21 protein-coding genes and 1 pseudogene are annotated in these 19572 nt (G+C 47.0%); 10 read left to right on the top strand and 12 right to left on the bottom strand.

The features are described from left to right. Positions 1 to 3 precede the first annotated feature (3 nt). The 3 genes from AC506A_RS04820 to AC506A_RS04810 all read right to left on the bottom strand — a co-directional run bounded on the left by AC506A_RS04820 (position 4) and on the right by AC506A_RS04810 (position 2293). Positions 4 to 783: a hypothetical protein gene (locus tag AC506A_RS04820; RefSeq protein ID WP_495459831.1), complete on the bottom strand. Its 780-nt coding sequence runs from the start codon at positions 781 to 783 to the stop codon at positions 4 to 6. Positions 784 to 793: 10 nt separating this feature from the next. After that, a complete protein-coding gene (locus tag AC506A_RS04815) occupies positions 794 to 1624 on the bottom strand; it encodes a vWA domain-containing protein (RefSeq protein WP_495459830.1) in 831 nt (276 codons plus the stop codon). A gap of 114 nt (positions 1625 to 1738) precedes the next feature. Continuing rightward, positions 1739 to 2293 carry an AraC family transcriptional regulator gene (locus tag AC506A_RS04810; RefSeq protein WP_495459829.1) on the bottom strand — a complete coding sequence of 185 codons (555 nt, stop codon included), beginning with the start codon at positions 2291 to 2293 and terminating at the stop codon, positions 1739 to 1741. 187 nt (positions 2294 to 2480) lie between these two features. On the opposite strand from AC506A_RS04810, the gene AC506A_RS04805 reads away from it, so the two are divergent. Together AC506A_RS04805 and AC506A_RS04800 are read left to right on the top strand one after the other, a co-directional pair. After that, positions 2481 to 2903, top strand: coding sequence for a hypothetical protein (locus AC506A_RS04805; RefSeq protein WP_495459828.1), 423 nt, complete (start codon positions 2481 to 2483; stop codon positions 2901 to 2903). Next, on the top strand, positions 2903 to 3976 hold the full coding sequence (locus AC506A_RS04800) for a phosphodiester glycosidase family protein (RefSeq protein ID WP_495459827.1): 1074 nt from the start codon (positions 2903 to 2905) through the stop codon (positions 3974 to 3976). Before AC506A_RS04805 ends, AC506A_RS04800 begins: the two co-directional genes overlap by 1 nt. 56 nt (positions 3977 to 4032) lie before the next feature. On the opposite strand, the pseudogene AC506A_RS04795 reads toward AC506A_RS04800, so the two are convergent. The 4 genes and pseudogenes from AC506A_RS04795 to AC506A_RS04780 all read right to left on the bottom strand — a co-directional run. Continuing rightward, positions 4033 to 4374: pseudogene (locus AC506A_RS04795) on the bottom strand (S41 family peptidase); the annotation flags it as partial. 220 nt (positions 4375 to 4594) lie between these two features. Further along, positions 4595 to 5164 (bottom strand): histidine phosphatase family protein, encoded by a 570-nt coding sequence (locus AC506A_RS04790; RefSeq protein WP_495459826.1) that lies wholly within the window; start codon positions 5162 to 5164, stop codon positions 4595 to 4597. A gap of 349 nt (positions 5165 to 5513) precedes the next feature. Continuing rightward, positions 5514 to 6590, bottom strand: coding sequence for a class I SAM-dependent methyltransferase (locus tag AC506A_RS04785; RefSeq protein ID WP_495459825.1), 1077 nt, complete (start codon positions 6588 to 6590; stop codon positions 5514 to 5516). A gap of 73 nt (positions 6591 to 6663) precedes the next feature. Next, complete coding sequence (locus AC506A_RS04780) at positions 6664 to 6996, bottom strand: S-Ena type endospore appendage (RefSeq protein ID WP_495460969.1); 333 nt, start codon at positions 6994 to 6996, stop codon at positions 6664 to 6666. Between the two features lie 247 nt (positions 6997 to 7243). Between AC506A_RS04780 and AC506A_RS04775 the strand changes: the two genes are divergently transcribed. Beyond that, positions 7244 to 7633 (top strand): S-Ena type endospore appendage, encoded by a 390-nt coding sequence (locus tag AC506A_RS04775; protein WP_495459824.1) that lies wholly within the window; start codon positions 7244 to 7246, stop codon positions 7631 to 7633. A gap of 80 nt (positions 7634 to 7713) precedes the next feature. On the opposite strand, the gene AC506A_RS04770 is transcribed toward AC506A_RS04775, so the two are convergent. From AC506A_RS04770 to AC506A_RS04760, 3 genes are all read right to left on the bottom strand, one after another. Continuing rightward, positions 7714 to 8676 (bottom strand): D-2-hydroxyacid dehydrogenase family protein, encoded by a 963-nt coding sequence (locus AC506A_RS04770; protein ID WP_495459823.1) that lies wholly within the window; start codon positions 8674 to 8676, stop codon positions 7714 to 7716. Between the two features lie 12 nt (positions 8677 to 8688). Continuing rightward, positions 8689 to 9060 carry an iron chaperone gene (locus AC506A_RS04765; RefSeq protein WP_495459822.1) on the bottom strand — a complete coding sequence of 124 codons (372 nt, stop codon included), beginning with the start codon at positions 9058 to 9060 and terminating at the stop codon, positions 8689 to 8691. Between the two features lie 85 nt (positions 9061 to 9145). Further along, entirely contained in the window at positions 9146 to 9925 is a 780-nt protein-coding gene (locus AC506A_RS04760; RefSeq protein ID WP_495459821.1) for a phytanoyl-CoA dioxygenase family protein, read from the bottom strand. A 158-nt stretch (positions 9926 to 10083) separates the two neighbouring features. Between AC506A_RS04760 and AC506A_RS04755 the strand changes: the two genes are divergently transcribed. The 6 genes from AC506A_RS04755 (at position 10084) to AC506A_RS04730 (ending at position 15921) form a co-directional block, all read left to right on the top strand. After that, a complete protein-coding gene (locus AC506A_RS04755) occupies positions 10084 to 10509 on the top strand; it encodes an NfeD family protein (protein WP_495459820.1) in 426 nt (141 codons plus the stop codon). A gap of 7 nt (positions 10510 to 10516) precedes the next feature. Further along, on the top strand, positions 10517 to 11452 hold the full coding sequence (locus tag AC506A_RS04750; RefSeq protein WP_495459819.1) for an SPFH domain-containing protein: 936 nt from the start codon (positions 10517 to 10519) through the stop codon (positions 11450 to 11452). Between the two features lie 139 nt (positions 11453 to 11591). After that, a complete protein-coding gene (locus tag AC506A_RS04745) occupies positions 11592 to 13085 on the top strand; it encodes a spore germination protein (RefSeq protein WP_495459818.1) in 1494 nt (497 codons plus the stop codon). Between the two features lies 1 nt (position 13086). Beyond that, positions 13087 to 14238 carry a Ger(x)C family spore germination protein gene (locus tag AC506A_RS04740; RefSeq protein ID WP_495459817.1) on the top strand — a complete coding sequence of 384 codons (1152 nt, stop codon included), beginning with the start codon at positions 13087 to 13089 and terminating at the stop codon, positions 14236 to 14238. A gap of 18 nt (positions 14239 to 14256) precedes the next feature. Further along, entirely contained in the window at positions 14257 to 15342 is a 1086-nt protein-coding gene (locus AC506A_RS04735; protein ID WP_495459816.1) for a GerAB/ArcD/ProY family transporter, read from the top strand. A 114-nt stretch (positions 15343 to 15456) separates the two neighbouring features. Further along, positions 15457 to 15921: an arsenate reductase/protein-tyrosine-phosphatase family protein gene (locus AC506A_RS04730; RefSeq protein WP_495459815.1), complete on the top strand. Its 465-nt coding sequence runs from the start codon at positions 15457 to 15459 to the stop codon at positions 15919 to 15921. Between the two features lie 235 nt (positions 15922 to 16156). Here AC506A_RS04730 and AC506A_RS04725 read toward each other — a convergent pair whose 3' ends face one another. Continuing rightward, the gene (locus AC506A_RS04725; RefSeq protein WP_495459814.1) at positions 16157 to 16636 is read right to left on the bottom strand and encodes a GNAT family N-acetyltransferase; all 480 of its coding nucleotides are present in this window, start codon (positions 16634 to 16636) and stop codon (positions 16157 to 16159) included. Positions 16637 to 16657: 21 nt separating this feature from the next. Further along, on the bottom strand, positions 16658 to 17416 hold the full coding sequence (locus AC506A_RS04720; protein ID WP_495459813.1) for a helix-turn-helix transcriptional regulator: 759 nt from the start codon (positions 17414 to 17416) through the stop codon (positions 16658 to 16660). 196 nt (positions 17417 to 17612) lie between these two features. Here AC506A_RS04720 and AC506A_RS04715 point away from each other — a divergent pair, with 196 nt between their 5' ends. Further along, complete coding sequence (locus AC506A_RS04715; RefSeq protein ID WP_495459812.1) at positions 17613 to 19571, top strand: glycoside hydrolase family 127 protein; 1959 nt, start codon at positions 17613 to 17615, stop codon at positions 19569 to 19571. Position 19572: the final 1 nt, after the last annotated feature.

Genomic DNA, 19572 nt, shown 5'->3' with positions numbered 1-19572 from the left:
GCCTCACTTCCCTTTTACCAGTTTTAAACGAATGAACGTAATGTCATCGTTTCTTAGATAGAAATTGCCTTCACGGTGAGGCCGACGTCTTTCTTCATGCACGAGATGGTTAAAGTCACGCTCGCCAGCTAGCGTATTTATTAGCTTTATCACGCTGCGGTCTTCCTTGTAACGAGTCAACAGCCAACAGGCTAGGGCATCGGTCATCAACCAGAACGCGTCTCCCGCTTCGGCGTTACCGCTCCATTCGTGAACAAATGCTTGAAGCTGGGTGTTATTGGCCGTGTTACTCGAGATGAGAACAGGTCGGCGCCCAAAATCAACGGATGAGCTTAAAGGAAATGAGGCGATCATCGCGTCCCCTCGAACATGAAAAATACAGCTGTCGCCGACCGCTATCGCGTCAAATGCTGCGGACTCGGCATCCATCGCAAATCGGAACGTGATCCCGGCTAATGTGGAAAATGCCCCGCTGTTGAGCTTCTCTTGTGCATACCAGGGGAGACTCTTGCCGCTGGTTTTTTTCTGCCATACTTTCGATAATGGGGAGACTGATTTATGGATCTGCTTACCACCGAATCCAAATCTGCCAAAGCAATAACCGCTTGCGAGCAAATTCGCCCACAGTTCAGCATAGGAGGACTCACTGGCCCCATCCGCTATGGCGAATCTACAGATTGTTGTCTCCTTGTGAATATGTGTGCTGCTATGGGAGGCATCCTCGTATTCATCGCTGCGATTTCCTGCCTTCGGCAATATAAAACATTCGCTCTCGATTCTCATACCTGAGGCCCTACCTAAGATTGGCAGGACGCGTTCCGATGTCTAGCGCCTGGATAACGAGCGTTAAATCCGCATTGAGCACAAAACCTCTCGCTCCATCCGAAAGATTCAAGTCATATTCCTGATTGGCGACTCGGATCATAAAGGGCGTCAGCGGACTTGAGCCTTCGTAAAGCACCCTGGAATAGGCGTCCGGCAGCGCATCCGCGGTTTCCGGAAAGCGGAGCTCCACCGCGCTCGGACTATCGGAAATGTGTAGGTTAAATAGCAGTACATTGCCATCATCCGTCGATAGCGCTCGTAGTTGTTCCATTTCAGGTGTCGGATCTCCGTCGGTCGATTCCCCGTCCGTGATATGAATGACAACCGGCGGAAAACAATGCGTGTACTCATTGATCCATTGCGTCAGAACGGTATGAGCCGTTCTCATCGCTTCGCACATTGGCGTGCCTCCGTTTGCTACGGGCTCAAACCAAACCGGAAACTTGACGAGTTGTTCAACCAGTCCGCCTGCCCCATCCGGCACTTTTTTATAACGCTTATCCAGCTTTGACGGGTTATCGGCAATTTCGCTAATCTGCACGATTTCTTTCCCCGCTAAAACACCTCCGAATGCCGGACCGACACCGGCGCCATAGCCAATGACGCCAACATGATAATAATCGCGAATCCCCTCTGATTTCGCGCACTTGATAACGAGATTTTGCAATAACCGGTTGATAGCATCCGAAACGCTTTCGGCCTTGGTGCTTGCTCCGAACGGATCAGACATCGATCCAGATTGGTCGATCATAAACAAGATACACGACGGATTCGAACGGCTGATTTCAGCTGAATACATACGCTCACCCCTCACAATAGGTACATGTTTATTCCTATTCGAACGGGGACAAAGTATTGACAATAAAAAAGAAGCTGTCGCAGAAGAACTGCGACAGCTTCTTTAGGAACTGCCTTACGGCTGGCTCTTTCCTAAGTACATCCCATAATCTAAAATGACTTTGCCAGATTCATCAGGACTAGTGAAACGAGGATGGTTATATCGTTCAAAAAAATACTGCCACTTCTCTGACTTCCCCGGAAAATCTTCACGAAAATGGCTCATTTGATTCTCCTGTAATTTAGCCATGCATCTATTGTGAGGTTCTTGCCCATACAATTCTCCATTATTCGAATCTCCATAAATCCAGCAAATCCCAACATCGCTTTCTGGTAAATCAATAAAGTCAAAGTTTTCAGGTACACGCGTATCTACCGGGAATAATAAGCCAATCCAGTATTGAAAGCTGTTTGCTGTGTCAGAGCAACCCATAAAACCAAGATAACCATTTTCAATTTCACGAGAGACACCTAATCGTTCAAGCTCCGAAAACCAACCATTTTGAAACCACTCCCCCCACTTATGCCCAAAACTTCCTTCAGCATTTCGATCAAGATCGGTATAGCATTTGCCTATGAAACGAAGGGAAGGTACATGTTCTTTATAAACGTTTATGATTTCGGCTCCCATTTTTTTAGCCTCCACTATACATTGATTTACATTTAATATTCCATTTCAGGCCCAAATACTCCTGCATCCACGGATTCCCGAATAATAGGTTTCCAGATTCTCTCTATCTCTATCCTTTCTTTTTCCTCACCTACTTTTTGTGGTAAAATATAAGTTCTGAATGAAAGTAAGAGGAGAGATTCATAGCATGGAAACGAACGTCCCGACGACGGCAAGTCGTTCTGTCGAGAGAACTTCCCGCAAATCAAAGCCATCCGTCCCGATGTTTCTTGCAGCATGGGTGCTGCTGATCAGCTGTGGCGTAGTAGGCACAGTATGGTATACCGGCCAAGTGAAGGCCAAATTAACGCAAGACATCAGCGCACAGACGGCGCAGCAGATTACGGTGATGCAGCAAAATTACGATGCACAGCTAAAGCAGATGCAGTCCGAATTTTCAGGCGAGCTGAATAAGGTGCAAGGTAAGGTCGACGCACTTAACGAGCTCTTAGAATTTACTAAAGATAATACAAATTCCAAAACCGATAACAGTAACAAGCTGTTCACGCAGCTAAGCGAGGTAAAGAAGAAGCTGGCCGAACTGCAAAAAAGTTTGGATGTGCTGAAATAATGAGGTTGAATATTAAGCAAGTCAACCGGTTCTGCCTCATGGCGTGTGCACCTTTCATCGGACTATTCATTTGGCTGATGGCCGCGGATCTATCCATCACTCTCCCGGACAGCTCTTATCCGAAGCTTGCCTTAACGCATGCAACTGTTCCAGAAGATACCGCGAAGCTGACCGCAGGCTTGGACCAAGCGAAGCAGAAGGCTCTCGTCACGGCTAAGTCACTCAAGAAATCGATTCAACTCTATACGACCACGGGCAAAAACATGACCGCCATCGTTTCGATCGCCCTCGCACAGGCAGATAGGCCCTATCGGATATATGACCGACGCATTACGCGAAAGATCGGTACCCCGGCGCAGCAGATCGAGTCAGATCATGTCCGCGCTCAGCTTTTTGTCATCCATGCACAGCACTTCAACGGCTACGCATTGAAGGTTAAACTGAAATCGCCTGAAGCGATGAAAATGGTACTCGGTCAGGACAAGAATGGCGGAGCGGAGACGACGCTCTCTGCCGTCGGTCGCTACAATGCCATTGCAGGCGTAAATGCCGGCGGCTTCGCAGATGATGGCAGCAAGCGATATCCACTCGGAACCACAGTGATGAACGGCAACTATTTGAACGGTTTTGCTCCCTCTTTCAAGGATTTGTTCTTTGTCGGGCTAAACGATAAGTTAGAACTAATCGGAGGCAAATATAGCAGCAAATCGCATCTGGACAGCGAGAATCCGAAATTCGGTGCTTCATTCGTACCGGTGCTCTTGCAAAATGGCAGATCACTACCGATCCCCGACAAATGGCAGACTAGTCCGCTGCGCGCTCCTCGGACCATTATCGCTAATTATAAGGACAACCAGCTGCTCTTTCTCGTCATCGACGGACGCAATGAGAATGGTAGTTCTGGCGCAACCCTTCAGGAAGCGCAGCTGATCCTTCAGCGGTACGGCGCGATTGATGGCTATAACTTAGACGGCGGAGGCTCGTCGACACTCGTCTTCAATGGTAGAGTCGTGAATCACCCGTCTGACGGACGGATGCGACCGGTTCCGACCCATTTTCTATTTTTCAAATAAGACAATGCAAATCAAACAGGCTGCCGCTCGGCAGCCTGTTTGATTACGCGTTTATTTTACACTTCGATCAAAGCGCCTCTTTTCTCAAGTGATTGCTTTATTTCTTCAACTACTCTCTCCGACCCTGGGATTGGTTTATCTAAGAGTCGCTCTAATTCGATTTGAAGCAGCTTGATGTAGGCACAATCCAATGCTTCGGCTTGGGGAAGCTCGATGTCCGGATGAACTCCAACGCCTTCCCAATTTGTCTTCGTTATAGGATTAATTGCTCGTCCACTTGGAATAAACATTTCAAACTCGCGGTTGATGCGATGCATTTGACCGGGATGCGCTCCTCCACCAGTACGTTCTCCCACTACTTTCACTCGGCCTAACGCCTGCAAGTTGAAAGCAAATTCTTCCGCTGCTGAGTCAAATCATTTTTTCTCCAATATAGATCATTTAAGTGAGTTGGCTCTGGTTCGAGTAAATAACTCGTGAGGAAAGCAACCATGAACGGAGATCCTCCGAAGTTGCTTCGTATATCGATAATCATACCCGTTGTATTTGCAAGAAACGTCATTGCACTTGCCGCTGTATCCCCAGCCAGTTCAGGCGGCATAAAGGGTTGCTCCCCCTCTACTGCCACAGTCTCTTTACGCCTACCAACACACCCCTATCAAATTCCATTTTATATATATCAGGCTTTGAAGTCTCTAATAGAAAGTCATAATCATACTTACTGTCAAAATACCTCATCATTAATGTCATGACCATCCCATGCGTGCCGATAACGATTTTCTGGCCATTATATTTTTCAATAATGTCGACAAGTGCGCCAATGGAACGATTCATACACGCCTTACTGGATTCGCCTCCAGGTAAGGATAAATCAGGATCATCGAACATCTTCTCTATGATTTGAAATAACTCTTTATCAGTCATGGCACCATTAACATGTGAGAATGTCATCTCACGCAATTCTTCATACTCAATTATTTCTTTCTCATAGGTACTAGCTAATTCTTCAATTGTCAGCACAGCTCTCCGATACGGGCTAGAAATGAATGTATCAATACTTTCATCTTTGAGCATTTCAGTAATTCTTCGTGAATCAGCCCACCCTTTTTGTGTAAGTCCTCGTGTTCGCTCATTAGGATCTGTTATCGGTGATTCACCATGCCTTACCATGTAAATATAGGTTTTCATAGGACCTCCCGTGATCTTGCGATTTTACTCCAACTAATTATGGCACAACAATTCTCGTCTGGCACTCCTCATCTTACATTCGGCGAAAATCTAACGAACCGTAGAGGCCTTATTAGGTCGAATTTCGCGGCTTCGAGAATCTAACGAACCGTAGAGACGTTATATGGGGATAATCGGCTCCCAAAGACCCCCATACCATCAAATAGAGCCCCTACGGTTCGTTAGAATATTTTCGGAGCCATAAATGGACAAATAAGCGCTGTACGGTTCGTTAGAGGCGATAAACAGAAAAAGCCCCCAAACAGGGGGCTTTTTCAACAATCTGAAAGCGACTATTCGCTTTTCTTTTTTATTTCACATGTGATCGATGCAGATAGGCATTCATATCATAAAAGCTGCTTTGGCTGTAACGTTTATAGAAAGCTTCATCCATCGCTAGTGTATCTTCGAAGCGAACAAGCACAGGCACATCATCGGCGGAAAGATGAGCGTTGTGGGCGTATTCCTCGCGAGAATCTAAGATAAGTGCGTGTGCGAACTCGGCTGCTGCTTCGAACATTTTCCCTTGTTTCCACAAGATCATGCCCAGTGTGTTACGGGCAAGCGCCCAATTGGGCTTCAGTCGCACGGCTTCTCTAGCATCTGCTTCCCGGTGATGAAGATAAAATCCACCTTGCTGGAGTGCACAAAGCGCAACGTCAAGATGCGACTGGGAGGCATGGTCCGGGTTATTATAATCAAACCCGTTTGGATCATCAAACACTTCGTACGAAATATTGCCTTCCCAGTAATATTGAACATTGCTAAGGTTTTTGAATTCCCAGTGCGTGAGAACTTGAAGCTCCGGTGAAGAAGGTACGGCGCTTAACGAGAGATGACCGAGCGGATGACGAATAAATTGCCGGCGCTCGAAGATTATCGTACCGCCCTGTAGGGATACAAACCAATTATGGGACGGATTAGGACCTAGCAGCAGCTCGAAGATTTTCTGCGGTGTTTCGATAAAACCACGCTTGGCGACACGCATCATTTCTTCGCATGCGTCTTTAGGTGAATTGGTGTGTTCAAACACTTGGCGTGAGAGCGCAAAATCGAAACTCTTATCCGCAAAAGGCATCTTCTCAGCGAAACATTCCACGTAATCAAAACGCGTGTCAATACCAGCCCCTGAACGATGGGAGTTATGGGATAGAAAAGGCTCCGTCACCGTATTCGCGCGGGAAAACGGATTTGATCCGCCGCCAATATCGAGGACTAACTCTCCGGGCTGTATATCAAGTATTTGGGCAAGGAGTTCATCATTTAATACGGGAAACACGTTGCCAAATGAATTCTTCAGAGGTATGCTGCGTGTGTACGCACCTATATTTATGCTCAGCAGTTGATTGAAATCCAGATAATTACCTCCTTGAGAAGGGATGATCATACTTTTCCAATACCTTACTTTATATTCAAAAAACCTCCCAATATGCCGCTATTTCCGCGACTCCTACTGGCTGCTACAAGATTAGAATATAATATAATTCCAATTCCAATGTCCCCTGACAGAAATCGGTTTCGGATTGACCCATGCATATCAGTTTGACGGCCAATAATTCGGATACAACTACTGTAATAGAGGAATTCGGACCCACTTCAAAGGTTTCTGCTGCCTCAATGCCCATGAGAAGAATCATATGCATGGTACAATGTTTGCTGCTATTCACCAATGTGATTGTGCCCGATGGGAGATGATTGGAGTCTGGTAAATAGCTAAAATAGGTTCGAGGAGTCATGCTATCGCAAGCTTGCTTAATCGGCAGGCATTTGGCAATACATACCAGCCTTCTCATTTTCAACGGCCTTTTGTGATGGCATCGTTTCTTTAAAGGTCTAGTCGTATGACACTTGGACATTTCTGCTGCCATCCCCCTCCTACGAACCTCTCTTTCTTATCATATGGATTCCATAAACAATGTGCTTCGTGGTAAACAACCAATTTGATTGAACGATGCTAAAGTTAGGATAATAACCATCCCGATCTAGGTCATAGATTCATATGATGGAAGAGATAGAATCGAAGGGTCGGTGAGATCGAGTATGTGCACGACATCCACAGGAACAGCTGTTTTTAACTTTTGTAAAACTACGCCTGAAAAACAGATTGTCAATCTCCAACAATGCAATCCTATTTACCTGCCCTGTCCAAGCGACGAGACGCTTTTTTTTCGAAATTTAACAAGCATGACGACTAGGGGTTCATTTACAGCTATTAATAATAGTTTACACTGTACGATAAATCTAACTTTTGTAGATAATGCTCTCTCTAATTCCGTTACCCTACTTCCTGGTCGTTCCATCACATTTTTCTTTGAAAATTTGACTGGCATTACGATCGGATGTGCTGCTGCTGATCCTACACCTGAAGCATTCTGTACCGGCAGCTTATTATTAGATTTGCATTATTGCGTAGAATGTTCAAATTATTAGTACGCGTTCCGTTTCAGGCAGCACAAAGAGAGTGCAATCTGGCATCAGCTCGCACTCTATCTACATAATCAACTTAATTACTACTTGGATAGAATACGAATCGGTTCTCCAAGTAGATAGGCTTCAATATCTTGAACGATATCTCTATAAAATGCCTCATAACTTGCTTGTGAAACATAGCCAATATGAGGCGTAGTTAGCAAGTTCGGGAGCGACCGGAACAGATCGTCTTTCGGCAGCGGTTCCACTTCGAATACATCTACTGCAGCGCCGGCGATCCAGCCGCTCTGTAAGGCTTCCGCAAGTGCTGCTTGATCGACGATCGGAGCTCGGGATGTATTGATCAGAAATGATGTAGGACGCATACGTTTAAGTTCTGCAGCATTAATAAGCCCTCTAGTCCGGTCGCTCAATACAAGATGAATCGATACGAAATCGCTGTTTTCCAGCAGTTCTTCCTTGGAAGCAGCTAATCTCACCTCTGCCTCGTCAGCTCGCTGCTGCGTCAAATTCTGGCTCCACGCCATCACATCCATGCCGAACGCTTGTCCGAATTTTGCGATCTGGCTGCCTAGTTTACCAAGCCCAAGTACACCAAGCGTCTTGCCGTACAAATCTACGCCGATGGTGCTTTGCCATTGTCCGCTTCGGATTGCATGGTGCTCCTGTACGATATTTCGGGCTAGGCCTAGCAATAAAGCCCATGTAAGTTCGGCTGTTGCATTTCCGGCGCCACCAGTCCCACAAACGATAATGCCTTTCGATGCCGCCGCATCTAAATCGATCGAAGCATTGCGCATACCCGTTGTAACAAGCAGCTTCAAGCGAGGAAGCCTAGCAAGAAGAGAAGCACGAAACGGTGTCCTCTCTCGCATAATGACAACGATCTCACAATCGGCTATTAGCTCGACCAGTTCATCCTGTTGATCGATATGCCGAGTGATGCTTTTAACCTCCACACGATCCAGAATCGGCGACCAGTCGGCAGCAGTCATCGCCACTTGCTGGTAGTCATCTAGTATCGCACAGCGAAGCTTCTTCATCGTAATACCTCCTTATACTCGCCAAAAAGTCGAACAGTCCGCCTTATCCATCCTATTAAATTCGATGATTCTCTCGAGCAAATCGTAATCAACCGGACGATCCCACTGAATTCGAAATAACAGCTTCGTTTGATCATAACCAGCCTGCTTAATCGAATCCGCAAACTGATTCATCCCTGCCTTCTCGGGAGCTACGGCCAAATGTTGTTTGGATATGCTAAAGCCAATAATAAAGGTGCCATGATCGGTATACATCGGCTGTTTCCACGCGAATTTTGGCTCTAGGTCTGGAAATTTCTCAGATACCCACAGTAAAACTTCTTCCGTTCGAGCCCGGTGCTCCGGGTGATCGATTCCATTTAAATAGTCAGCAAATACTTCCACGTTGTTCCCTCCCAGAATAGATGAATCCATATCCTCTCATTATTCACGGAAACCACGCTGTGAAACACGGTTTCTCCGAATTTCTTTAGATCGTGTCCCACTCCACATCGAGCAGGTAACGTGCCGCCGGTGAAAGGCGCTTATACGTTTTGACGCGGATATACTCCTTGGCATTCAAATGTCCGGGTGATTGATGCTGATCTCTCGCCATATAGAAAGGATGCACGGCTCTGCGTGTTCCTATTGTTCTGTTTCTTGTCCCCCCATGCCACAGATGGCTAACCATAACTGCAACGGAACCTGCAGGTGCGATCAATTGAATCTCATCCGGATGAGTCTCAAGTGCCTTGCCGCTTTCCCAGTCCGTAACGGGATTAATCCCCGAGCGATGCGTTCCCGGTACAACGCGAGTCGATCCGTTCTCAAGTGTAAAGTCATCCAGCATCAACACACACGTCACGGCATTGATGAGACCTCCCGGGGCACAAGGCCAATCGCTGTGCAAGGATTGATGTCCTTCTCCGTGTACGGCATCACGTCCGTTCAAGGTCACAAATTTGAACTCCCGATTGATCAAATATGCGACGGATGCAACTACTTTCGGCAGCGTATATACCCCATCGAAGACAGGACCTTGATTTTCCAAATCAAACAGCCTTCTCGTTCCGGCTTCACGTTGATGTGCAACGGTCCCCGCAACTTTGGCCATGAGCTCCTCATACGTCTCCCTTAGTTCCTCCAGCCATACTTCGTCGATCAATCGTTCGAAGACCAAATAACCTTGTTCATCGAGCGTCTGCCTCTCCTCAGCACTGAGTGTGTCAGCAGTAACGCCAAGCTCTTCTAGCATCTGGTGCATATCCATTCGGGCATGTCCTCCTTATGCTTCTTTGTTTTACATTACTAGTATAGGTGATCAGACATCTGTTTGCAGGATTTTATTGGAATATACAGACTAAAATGTTCTGAACTAGACGTAGAAACATACGAATAGAAATGGACGCTTTGTGAAGGAGGAGATTCATGTATTCCTTAGCTTGGCTGATTCTGACTGCCGTGCTCGTACTGATCGAGCTGCACACGGGAACGTTCTATTTTCTACTCCTAGCTGCCGCATCCATCCTCACCATGATAGCCGCACTTGCCGGATTCCCGGTCCTGGTTCAATGTTTCACGTTTGTCGCCGCAATTGCTCTTATGTATCTCTTCCTACTGCCACTCCTGCGCAAATTAATCCCCTCCACATCGAAATCCATGATTCCGCAACTCTCAGACTATTTGGTGGGACAAGAAGCGTTTGTCGTTCAGACCATTACTCCGGATGAAGCCGGTTTGGTCAAGCTGCATGGTGAAATTTGGTCCGCAGTAGCTAATGAAAGAATTGATGAAGGAAGTAAAGTAACCGTCACTAAGGTTAGCGTAACCAAACTATTCGTGACAAAGGAGTAGATGCAGATTGGTCGGTATTATTGTATTTATCGTGATTTTGGCCGTAGTTGTTGCGATTGTTATCAAAGGGATTCGGATTATTCCACAGCAAACCGTAGCTATTGTAGAGAGACTGGGCAAATACAATAAAACGCTTCATGCCGGGGTGAATTTGATCATACCGGTCATTGATAAGATTCGACTTCGCCATGATCTTAGAATTCATCAGGAAACGGTGCCTTCGCAATCCGTCATTACGAAGGATAATGTCGCGATCGGTATAGAGCTTGCGACATTCTTCAGTGTCGTTGATCCTAAGCTCGCGACTTACGGAATTGCCAATTATGTTGGAGGTATACATAATATTGTCGCATCGGCGCTGCGTGCGACGATTGGCAAGATGGAATTGGACGAAATTCTCTCCAACCGCGATCGCATCCAAACGGATCTACGGCTGGTACTCGATCAGGCATCGGAGAATTGGGGCGTGCGCATCGACCGCGTCGAAGTGCTGCAATTAGCTATTCCTGCCGATATTCAGAATTCGATGGAGAAACAAATGCGAGCCGAACGTGAGAAGCGCGCTATCATCCTGCAAGCCGAAGGTGAGAAGCAATCAACGGTATTGCGTGCTGAGGCGCAGCAAGCCGCTGTCGTCCTTGCTGCAGAAGCGGAGAAACAGCGACAAATCTTGGATGCGGAAGCTAAGCAAAAGGCACAGGAGCTGGAAGCGATCGGGAAGGCGGAAGCAATTAAGCATGTCGCAAACGCAGAACGGACAAGAATCGAGGCGATTAAAGCAGCTGGTCTGGATGCGCAAATACTAGCTTACAAATCTTTCGAAGCTCTCGGTCAGATGGCGGAGGGTAAAGCAACCACCATCTTTATCCCAACAGATGCAGTGAACGCGCTGGGTTCAGTCGGAATGATCGGCAAAATATTTGATATTACCAATCCCAAATAAGTGATGTGTACACTCACCTCCCCATTCCATGTTAAAGGCTACCGATTAACAATCGGTAGCCTTTTCCTATAACCCCTTACTAGTATAAAGGATCACCTGGAGTAGCATAATATGGAAAAATCAAGGGAGCTGTGATGACTTGATCTCCTCTCGAAATCCTGTTTCCTATCCCCGGGAATCGATCAGCGCCGACTTGGCCGAGAATGAAGCGCTGCTTCGGCAACTATTCGAGCACTGCGCTGACATCATCTTTCAGCGGGTTGAATTGTCCGACACGTGTACGATTCTCATGGTCTACGTTGACGGTATGATCGATAAGAACGAAATCAAATCGCCGCTCTTTCAATCATGGCTATTAGAGAAAAGCGGTACCCGTGTCGGCAAAGAAACGGTCGACTTCCCGATCTTGAAAGAGCATTTTGCTATCGTTCGTCCAATCCAGAACGAAAGCCGTTTACAAGACATCGTCGAATCGATCCTGCGAGCATGCCTGGTTGTCTTCGTTGAAGGCGAGCCGGAAGCGATTATTCTGGATATGTCCGGTTCCGAGCACCGCGGAGTCGAAGAGCCGGCCAACGAGGTGGCCGTCCGCGGACCCAGAGAAAGCTTTAACGAGACGCTTCAAACCAATACAAGTCTCTTGCGTCGAAGAATTCAATCGCCAAAACTTAAGTTTGTCTCCGTCACACTTGGAACGTTTTCCAAGACTAGAGTCATCATTGCCTATGTAGAAGGAAAAGCACGTCCGGACTTAGTGGAGCTGGTCAAACAGCGCATGTCTGACATTCAAATGGATATCGTGCTGGAGTCTGGATATATCGAAGAATTCATTGAAGACACATCATTCAGTCCTTTCCCGCAAGTCATGAATACTGAGCGACCGGATATCGTGGCAGCAAGCCTGATGGAAGGGAGAGTCGCGATTCTAACAGATGGAACGCCTCTGGCTCTAATCGTTCCGATCACGTTCTGGACGGCATTTCAAGCCGTCGAGGATTATTACGAGCGATTCATCTATGCCACGCTGGTTAGGTGGACCCGTTTTATTCTGTTCACCATTTCCTTGTACCTGCCCTCCATGTACGTCGCAATTACGACGTTCCATCCGCAGCTGCTTCCGACGAACTTCTTGCTGAGCATCACATCAGCTCGCGAAGGCGTTCCGTTCCCGGGCGTCATCGAAGCGCTTCTAATGGAGTTTCTGTTCGAGGGCTTACGCGAAGCTGGCGTGCGCCTGCCCAAAGCCGTAGGCTCCGCCGTCAGCATCGTCGGTGCCCTGGTTATCGGGGAAGCCGCAGTACAAGCGGGAATCGTGTCGGCGCCGATGGTCATCATCGTATCCTTAACCGGAATCGCGTCCTTCGCTATTCCCCGTTATAACATGAGCATCCCTTTCCGTATTCTTCGGTTTCCGCTTCTTCTTATATCCGGAGCGCTTGGCTTGTATGGAATCGCCATGGGAACACTCATTATCTTAATCCACATGGCTAGATTGGAGTCGTTCGGAGTTCCCTATTTATCCCCTATCGCTCCCTTTCAGCCGGATCAAATCAAGGACGTGCTCATACGCGTTCCCTGGTGGAAGAAATTTTCAATGAAAGCCTCAATTATCAGAAAGCCTACACGGAGGTAATATGCGGAGCAAACGACTTGGCTTACTGGCAGCCATCATTTGCCTGCTTCTATTAACCGGATGCTGGGATCGTCGTGAATTGAACGACCGGTTATTCGAGCTTGGTTCCGGTGTCGATCGGCTTGAGAATGGAAAGCTATTGCTGATCGGACAATTCATGGTTCCAATGAAGTCCGGAGAAGCCAGCGGTGGAGAGAAACAAAGTTACTTAATTGAAACGGGTATCGGATCGACTGTGTCTGACTGTCTCTTGGATTTGCAGTTAAAGCTGTCGCGAAGAATAACCCGCGGGCATCGCAATAACATCTACATCGGAGAAGAGATGGCAAAGTCCGGCATCGCGAATCTCATGGACTCGGTAACTCGGGATCCCGACAGCCGGCTCAAATCGGATATTTGGGTCGTAAAGGGGGGAACTGCCCTTGCGTTTATGCAAATGTCCTATCCGCTTGAGAAGATGCCTGCAATAGCCCTATCTAAATTAAGACATAGTCTTGGTAAGAGAACCGGCAATTCGTTACTGGAGCTGCTAATCGAACAAAACGTTGAAGGAAGCGGTCCGACCCTTCCTGCCGTAGAAATCATATACGATGCGAAACTCCAAAAGAAAACGATTCAATTATATGGCCGTGCGGTATTTAACCGCAAAGAGCAATTAGCCGGTTATTACGATAGGCAGGAAGGTGCTTATCGATTATGGGTGACTGGTCAAACGGATAGTATTCCAATCTCGGTAGCCTTGTCGAATAGAAAAGGAACGTTTAATGTGAGTGTCCGAAACCCAAATAGTAAAGTGCATACCACAGTTGAAGGCGACAAAGTGGAAATTGAAGTCGAATTGAAAGGCAACGGAGTCGTTCTTGAGAGCATTCCGGCATTAGATCTTCGAAATCCCGATAATCTCCGCTTATATGAAGCAGAGCTGAACCATCATATCGAGAAGGCCGTGTTACAAGTGGTTCATAAAGCGCAAAAGCAGTTCAAAGTCGATGTGTTCCATTTTGGAAAAGCACTCAATCGACAGCATCCCGCAGATTGGGCAGCATGGAATGACAGATGGGAGCAATCGTTTTCCGATGCGAAAATTACCATTCATTCGCATGTGAAGATCAGGCGAATTGGACTACAAGGGCCGCCTCCCAATATCGACTAATACGCAAGGAGCCGTAGAATGAAGCTGACGAAATATCAATTGTTTTGGCTGATGTTTACGATGGAAATCGGCATGACAATCATGCTAGCGCTCGGCCCGACATTCCAAGAGGCCAAACAAGGTGCACCGCTCGCCATGGTCCTGGCTGGCGTGGCGTCCTTGCTGGTTACTTATATAGCGATTAAGCTAAGCCTTCTCTACCCAGAGAACACATTCGTCGAATATGTCCCGAAAATAATAGGAAAATGGTTGGGTAAAACGATCATTTTCTTATACCTGCTTGTATGGATTGTCGTAGCCGGAATCATTCTGCGCCAGTATGCGGACTTCGTTCATATGGCCTTGTTCGTGCTGACTCCTTTATGGGTCATCATTTTGTTTATCTTGCTGGTCATCTTATACGCGGTGCACGGAGGTATCCATATCATCGGACGCTGCAGCGAAGTCATTGGACCTATCATCATCTTTAACATCTTATTGTTCAGGATCCTATCTCTTAAAGATTTACACCTAGAGAGTCTCCTTCCTCTCAAGCCTACAGAGGGCTGGATGCCGGTGATAACAGGAAGCGCACCGGCGGCTTCTTTCATGAGCGAATCGGTCATGATCGTGATGTTGGTCGCTTTTCTTGCGGATAAAAAGAAGGCGGTATCCTCCGGTTTATGGAGTGTGGGAATCGCGGGGATCATTCTATTGAACGGTGTCATCGACACGTTGATGATGATGGGCAACATCGTTCCAGGTAAGCTAGTGTATCCCGTCTATTCCATCAGTCAATACATTTCCGTCATGGAATTCGTTCAAAACCTCGATATTTTCCTAGTCGTCGGGATGAGTTTTACCGTTTTCATCAAAGTAAGCCTCTATGTGTTTATGGCGAGCTACGGAACTGCTCAATTGTTTCACTTCCGCAAATGGCGATATATGCTTTGGATCGTCGGCGTTCTCGTCTTCGTCGTCGCCCTGTTCCCTCGTAATGTGGACGAATCCCAAGTCATCTTTACTGCATTCTGGAAAAATGTCATTTTCCCCATATTCCTCATCGGTATCCCGCTGCTGTTATGGATGATCGGCAGTGTCAGAAAACGTTTATCCAAGATTTAATCAAATCAATTAGTTTGTGTTAACTCTACTTGTTGTTCATCGATAATGATGGAAAATCAATACCCCGTTTGATATAATTCCATAAAATGGAATGGTAGAATGGGGCTGATTTTCATGAACATTTTGTTTGTTTGCACAGACAACTTTACTCGAAGTGTAATAGCCGAATTTTGTATGAAGGATTATCTTCGAAGAAACCATATCACTTCAATTAATGTCGCTTCGGCTGGAATTCGAGCTGACAGTGATATTCGTAAGTACTCAACGATTCATTTCGATATCATGAAAGAGTTGAATATAGACACATCCGACTTCAAAAGAACACAATTTGCCGAAAGCTGCTTTCAAGAATTTGATGTCATTATTGCGATGAGCGAGCTTCATAGAGATTATATCCAAGAGAAATATAACCGCGATGTTCCCTTATTCAATGAAGTGTATAACGGTCAGAAAACAGCCGTGACTATTGGAGCACCTGACAGTGAAGATTTCACGGAACAAATGCATCGTTTGGTTACCTATTTCAATGAAGCAATGTCCACCATAGTGCAGCATTTAGACAAAAGAACCGCTCTTTAGAGAGCCGCAATCCTCAACTTACATGCCGCGAAAATCTAACGAACCATAGAGACCTTATTTAGCCGTATTCCGGGGCTTCGAGAATCTAACGAACCGTAGAGGCCTTATTTGGGGATAATCCGCTCCCAACTACGCCAAAACCGTCAAATAGATCCCCTACGGTTCGTTAGAATTTGTCCAAGGCCATTAATGGGCAAATAAGCGCCGTATGGTTCGTTAGCGCATTCCAGAGACTTTAAAGGCTTACCCTCATCGTCCAAGAAGTTCCGCTCATTCCGCTATACTCAAATCCAAGCTTCTCGTATAGCCGAACCGCAGCATGATTGTCAGGGTCAACACTTAATGAAAGTGATCTATAACCGTCTGATTTAGCTAGCAGCATGATCTCGTTCATTAGTATTTTACCTACTCCCTGTCCTCTAGCATCAGGCCGTATTGCGATTCCTATTTCCGGTGTTTCACGATCTACGAATCCATATCCTTTGTCTGATTCATCGAACAAGCGATACCAGACTGCCCCTACCGGTTTGGTATCGTTCCATGCGATTAAAGCTCGATCTCCGCTTCTGCCCCATCCCTCGCTATATTTCCTGATCGCAGGCGCATTCAGAAGCTCGTGTTTAGGCGGCTTGCCCTCTAAGATATGAATCGACTCATAGTGCATATCCATGAAGAAATCATATTCTTCCTGCTCCATCGGTTTTACAAGAATCATAGAATCTTCCTCCAATCTTCACTAATCTTTATTTAGCCGTGTCCGCGCGAAAGCTTCACGATAGGCGGTTGGCGTCACGCCGGATAATCGTTTGAACCATTTTGCAAATTGCTTGTCATCAGTAATGCCAACCTGCACAGCCACTTCTTTAATGTGAAGCTTGGAATTTGCCAGTATCTCTTTCGCTGTCTCCAGCTTGATGTGGTGAATATAGGTTAAGAGGCCGGAACCGAACTTCTGTTTGAACATCCGAGAGAGGTAATCTTTGTTATAGCCCAGATGGGAGGCAATTCGCTCTACTGAAATATCGCGATCGAGTGCATGAAGTCGCGTCCACTCCAGCAATTGAGGCAGCCTGGGATCCATCGCTTCCAATTCATTCGAATGTTCCAACTGCTCTGCCAACTCAATCAGCAAGCAGGTCAGGAAATAGTCCCCCGCTCGCGGGATCCGATAGCCGCCATTGGCTGCATGGAGTAATTGCCTTGCTAATATATGGACTCGGCTCTGATTCGAGCATCCCGCATATCGGGGCACGAGGCGCAGCGGATCATTCCCTTGTGCATCAGGCAGATGAAAATGAAACCAATAAAAAGATACGCCCGGAGACGAAAGCCGATAACCGCGATGTCGTTCACCAGGCATCAGGAATAGGATATCTCCTGCTTTCACCTCGTACATAAGGCCATCTGCCTCCAAGAAAACAACTCCGGTAACGCCAATGATCAGCTCGTAATCTGATATCGTTCGATCCGTATGGGACCATGCTTCATCAGACATAAACTGGCCGCCCATGACAAGTCGATAGGGTTCATGTAAATAAAGGGGAAGCACTTGGCAGCATCTCCTGTCTTGGGGGACATCATCGAAATGAAGTCAGTTTTTGACACCTAATCTACTTGTTCGTCTACCGACAGCCGATTCCCTCTTCCTATATGATTAATTTGCAAGTTCAACTAAAGGAGCGTAATCACAGATGGAAACCGAGAATAGAATCGCCCCCTCCTCACCACTCGATCTTCGTGCCGTTCAAATCAAAGATAACTATTGGTCCACATTTGTAAGTCTCATAAGAGATACCGTCATTCCTTACCAATGGGAAGCGATGAACGATCGAATTGAATCTGCGGAGCCCAGCCATGTTATACGCAATTTCCGTATCGCCGCCGGACTGGAAGAAGGGAAATTCGGAGGTTTTGTTTTCCAAGATACGGACTTATACAAGTGGCTGGAAGCGGTCGGCTACTCACTAGCAGCCACGCCTGATGCCGATCTGGAACGTATCGCCGACGAAGCTATCACGTTAATTGCCTCCGCCCAACAGGAAGACGGCTATTTGAACACTTACTTCGCGATTTCCGAGCCGGGTAAACGTTGGACGAACTTGATGGACTGCCATGAGATGTACACGGCCGGTCATCTTATCGAAGCTGCCGTAGCTTATTATCAAGGAACAGGCAAGACGGCCCTGCTCCATGTAGCAAAGCGATTGGCTGATCATATCGAAGCTCAATTTGGGAGTGAACCAGGCAAACTGAGCGGTTACGACGGACATCAGGAAATCGAGCTTGCACTCGTCAAGTTGTGTGAAGTCACCGGAGAAGAGAAGTACTTGAAGCTGGCGAGTTTCCTCATTGAAGAGCGTGGTCAAAAGCCGAATTACTTGGTAGAGGAATGGGAGAAACGCAGTCGAATCAGCTACTGGACACCTGGGGTCGTTCAGAAGAATCATCAGGATCTGCGTTATCTTCAAGCCCATCAGCCGGTACGTGAGCAAGAGGCAGCAACAGGTCATGCAGTTCGAGCGGTCTACATGTACACAGCGATGGCTGATCTTGCCCTTCATCTTGAAGATGCAAGTCTATTGGCCGCATGTAAGCGGCTATGGAGTAATATGGTGCACAAACAGATGTACATCACCGGAAGCATCGGCTCTACGCACCATGGCGAAGCATTCACATTTGACTACGATTTGCCCAATGACACGAACTATTCCGAAACCTGCGCATCGATCGGACTGATCTTCTTTGCAAGACGAATGCTGCAGGTGGAGCCAAGCGGCGAATATGGAGATGTGATGGAACGCGCGCTCTATAATACGGTAACGGCAGCACTGGCTAACGATGGGAGAAGCTTCTTCTACGTCAATCCACTCGAAGTGTGGCCGGCTGCAGCCAGAGGCAATCCAGGCAAACATCACATTAAGTCTGTCCGGCAAAAATGGTTCGCATGCGCATGCTGCCCGCCGAACATATCGAGACTGCTCTCTTCACTTGGGCAGTACATCTTCACTTCAAATACAGAAGTGCTCTACACTCATCTGTATATCGGATCAGAAACGACGCTTACGTTAGCCGAACGTAAGGTAAGCATTAAACTCGAGAGCGGCTTGCCTTGGAATGGCAATGTTCGTCTTCGTGTTACATCAGCGGCTGGTACTGGTGCGTTTACCATTGCGATGCGTATTCCATCTTGGTCGAAACAATCCAGCTTCGCACTGAATGGTAGTCCTGTGGAGCCTGAAATCCGCCAAGGTTTTGCTTATATGACGCGTGGCTGGCAAGAAGGAGATGTCATCTCCCTCGAACTAGACATGGAACCGAAACGTATCTATGCTCATCCTAACGTCCGCGCCAATGCAGGCCGTGTAGCTTTGCAGCGAGGACCACTCGTGTACTGCTTTGAGGAAATGGATAATGGCGCTGCCCTTCCGAATCTCATTCTTCCTGCAGATGCTGAAATTCGTCTTGTGCATAATGGTAATTCCGTTGCTCTTCATGCCGAAGGGTATCGACAGCAAGATTGGGACCCAGCGAACTCGTCGTTATACCGGACCTCACCTCAGAAGTCTGAGAAACAGAGCATCTATGCTGTCCCTTATACGCAGTGGGGTAATCGTAAACCTGGGGAAATGCTGGTCTGGATTCGTGAATAAG

The organism is Paenibacillus sp. N22P23, from assembly GCF_059383735.1.
This window is presented reverse-complemented; position numbering and strand designations above follow the sequence as displayed.